Source organism: Halorubrum sp. AD140 (assembly GCF_034497445.1).
Taxonomy (GTDB): Archaea; Halobacteriota; Halobacteria; order Halobacteriales; family Haloferacaceae; genus Halorubrum.
On sequence record NZ_JAXRUU010000132.1, the window covers coordinates 1 to 2148 of the forward strand.

Here is a 2148-nt window from a genome sequence, read left to right on the forward strand (position 1 = left end):
CGGACCGCTTGCTTTCCGTGATCGCCTCAGAAGCGTCCTTTCGAAGGCCAGTTACTGCCGCGATCGATATCACGACCATTCCCTACTAAGGGGATGTCGAAGAGATGCCGATGGTCAGTGGAACCAAGGATAGAGACGGTCGAGCGTTCAAATTTGCGACGCTTTCGATTATCGGGCAGAACATCCCGCTGATCTTAGCTGTTGAACCGGTTCAAGAGAGCTCTGAGTGGGATGAGAACCCGTCGAATCAGATCCATCGTACTGTGCGACGGCTCGTTCGACGAGCGAAAGAGCACGTTCCAATCGAGACAGTGCTGTGTGATCGGGAGTTCGATTCGATACAAGTGTTCCAGACACTCTCAAACCTCAATGTGAACTACCTCATACCCAAGCGAGTCTCCACCTCCGAACGGGATGTACTCGAACAAATGGAGGAAGACGACCAAGAGGTGGCTGTTGAGTCGGCTTCTGTCCATGTGGAATCTGGATCGCATCCAATGCGGCTCCTGTACGTGCCGTCGACGAGTGAGGAGGGAACGGCCGTCTACGCGACGAATCTTCGAGTTGGACCTGATGAGGCTGAGGCGTTTTGTCAGCGTTACAGCCGCCGGTGGCAGATCGAGAGCGAGTACAAGAGCATCAAGGGCGACTTTCTCGCGAAGACCTCCTCGAAAGACTACCGTGTTCGCCTGTTCTACTTCGTGTTCGCCGTGCTGCTGTACAATATCTGGCGGCTGACCGACTTCCTGCTGAAAGCAGGTGTCGACGGGGAGATGGACTACGCACCTGTGATTACTGCGGGTGAGTGTGTTGAGCTCGTTGCCTCGGCGTTGATCCCGCACGACTAATCGGCTGAGCTCTCGCTGGGTCCGTCGTTTGGGAGTGACAACCCTAATCAGGAGCGATAGAATCTACGTAATTTCGTACGTTCGTCCGGTAGATGCGACCGATAGGAATCCAAATCAGGACTGGTCGGTGAGAAGAACCACGAATAGATGCTAATTCGACCTGAAACTGGCTCATCCTCCGAAACTGCGGGGGAGTCACAACCTCGGAGGATGGAATCGATGTGTGCCTTCCGTTGTTCTAATATCAACGAGATACTTCTGAAAACCGGAGTAGCCGAAGTCGCTTCGAGATCTTCTATACAATTACTCAAAAGGTTGAGTCGCCCAGCTCAGTCGTCTAGAACGGTGGGCTGTAATCCTCGTATTCGTCCATCTCGTCCATCTCGTCGGTCTTTGAGGGCATTACCGCAGCACGCGGGCCACCTGACCGGACGACCTCGACATCTTCGAGACCCTCGACGCTCTCGGGGAGTCGGCGTTCGATGGCCTTCATCGTCATCGGAGCGATACCACAGCCCGAACAGGCACCACCGATCGCAACGGTCGCCGTCCCTGCTTCCTCGTCGACGTCGCGGATTTCGAAGTTGCCGCCGTGTTGTTGAATCTGGGGAACTTCGTTGCTCAGGTAACTTCGCGTCTGTCGTTCGAGTCCTTCTGCGCTCATTACACTCTCACGTTGGAACCATAGTGTCATAAAACTTTAGTATTAGGTAGGCCTAAAAATGACGCTCTTAGATCCTTTGTAGCTAAAATACTGAGATTAGAGCTACATCATTAATGAAATCTATCAATTTTTCGCATCGCCTAAACTTGGGGCTGTACCACCGCTGGTCATACAATATGATCTCACGCTACCGTACGGCGCCCACTACCGCTTGCTTGTGCTGACCGATATCGGGGTCAGGAAGCATTGCCCATCGATATCGGTTGTAGTCAAGAACTCTCGTAATCAGTCGCTGCCGACGGGTTTGCTCCCTCGGAATGTCGCTAGTTGTCCACTCTCTCGAAAGCGGCGGCAAAAAGAGGCTGGTCTGACACGGTGAGAACGCCGAAACGAGTCGAAGTACATTTTCGGCACTACAGAGACCGGGAGAAGAGTCACAGATCTGGTTGCTTTCAGGGCTCTTGCCTAACTGAGTGAAACAACGATCAGAAAAGCGACATTGTTACTGGTTGGCGTGCAAGATGGAACGCGCGAATGTCCCATGAAACTAGGCCCACTTTGCGAAGTTGAAGACCGTTCAGTACAGGTAGTGATTCAGTCACCTGTTTCGGACACACCCCCACAAAGCTTATTCTT

1 protein-coding gene and 1 pseudogene are annotated in these 2148 nt (G+C 52.8%); one reads left to right on the top strand and one right to left on the bottom strand.

Annotated elements, in window-relative coordinates:
• Window positions 1-848, top strand: a pseudogene (locus tag U4E84_RS16655) (transposase); the annotation flags it as partial.
• Window positions 849-1185: 337 nt separating this feature from the next.
• On the opposite strand, the gene U4E84_RS16660 reads toward U4E84_RS16655, so the two are convergent.
• Window positions 1186-1512, bottom strand: coding sequence for a NifU family protein (locus U4E84_RS16660; RefSeq protein ID WP_159369046.1), 327 nt, complete (start codon window positions 1510-1512; stop codon window positions 1186-1188).
• Window positions 1513-2148: the final 636 nt, after the last annotated feature.